At 53.7% G+C, this 644-nt stretch carries 1 protein-coding gene; it reads left to right on the forward strand.

The window, feature by feature from the left end; translation table 11 throughout:
- Positions 1-455: 455 nt before the first annotated feature.
- Positions 456-644: hypothetical protein (locus tag G6N73_RS36650; RefSeq protein WP_206079291.1), on the forward strand; the 189-nt coding region annotated here is incomplete at its 3' end.

Raw genomic sequence — 644 nt, forward strand, 5'->3', positions numbered from 1 at the left:
TGAGGCTGAGCTTTGCAAGTTCTGCGGTGAGATAGAGGTAAAGGCGGGCATTGAAGCTTAGGACCGGTTTTCTTCTGCGCGCTCTACGTTTGCTCTCGCGTCCTCAGTGACCAGAAATCCTGCACTTGTAGGGCATTCGCTCCGGTTCACTGCCGTGTTTGGCGCGTTCAATCGAAACCCAAGACGAAGTCTCTCACTTTTTGCGCATACATCTCGCATGGTTTGTGGGACGCGATGCACGATCCCAGACGGTATGGGTTGAAACTGACAATCTCTGTTTCTGCCAACTCTCGCGCAAACAGCTGTTGCGTCGTCCACCGTCGGATCGGCGAAAGCTCACACCATATCGCCGTCCCTCGTAAATCCCGTCGCTGTAGCCCTCAGGGAGTGCTGCTAACGCCGCCTCGAAATCATCAGTCTCCATCCACTAACGCTCCCTTTGACGTGTGAAGCAGATGGTTGTACCGCCGTTGATTTTTGCGCGCTGCGTCGATGGCATCGATTCCATAGCCAATGGTCATTGGACCATCGAGTTTGGGCATCTTATTTCTCTTACATCGATCTGGTCGAGCAGCGGCTCCACCTGCGAGGCATCTCCCAGTATCCTGATCGGTCATGACGTGAGCAATGATTTCACCGCTGTT

This window comes from Allomesorhizobium camelthorni (assembly GCF_011045125.1).
GTDB classification, from domain to species: domain Bacteria; phylum Pseudomonadota; class Alphaproteobacteria; order Rhizobiales; family Rhizobiaceae; genus Allomesorhizobium; species Allomesorhizobium camelthorni.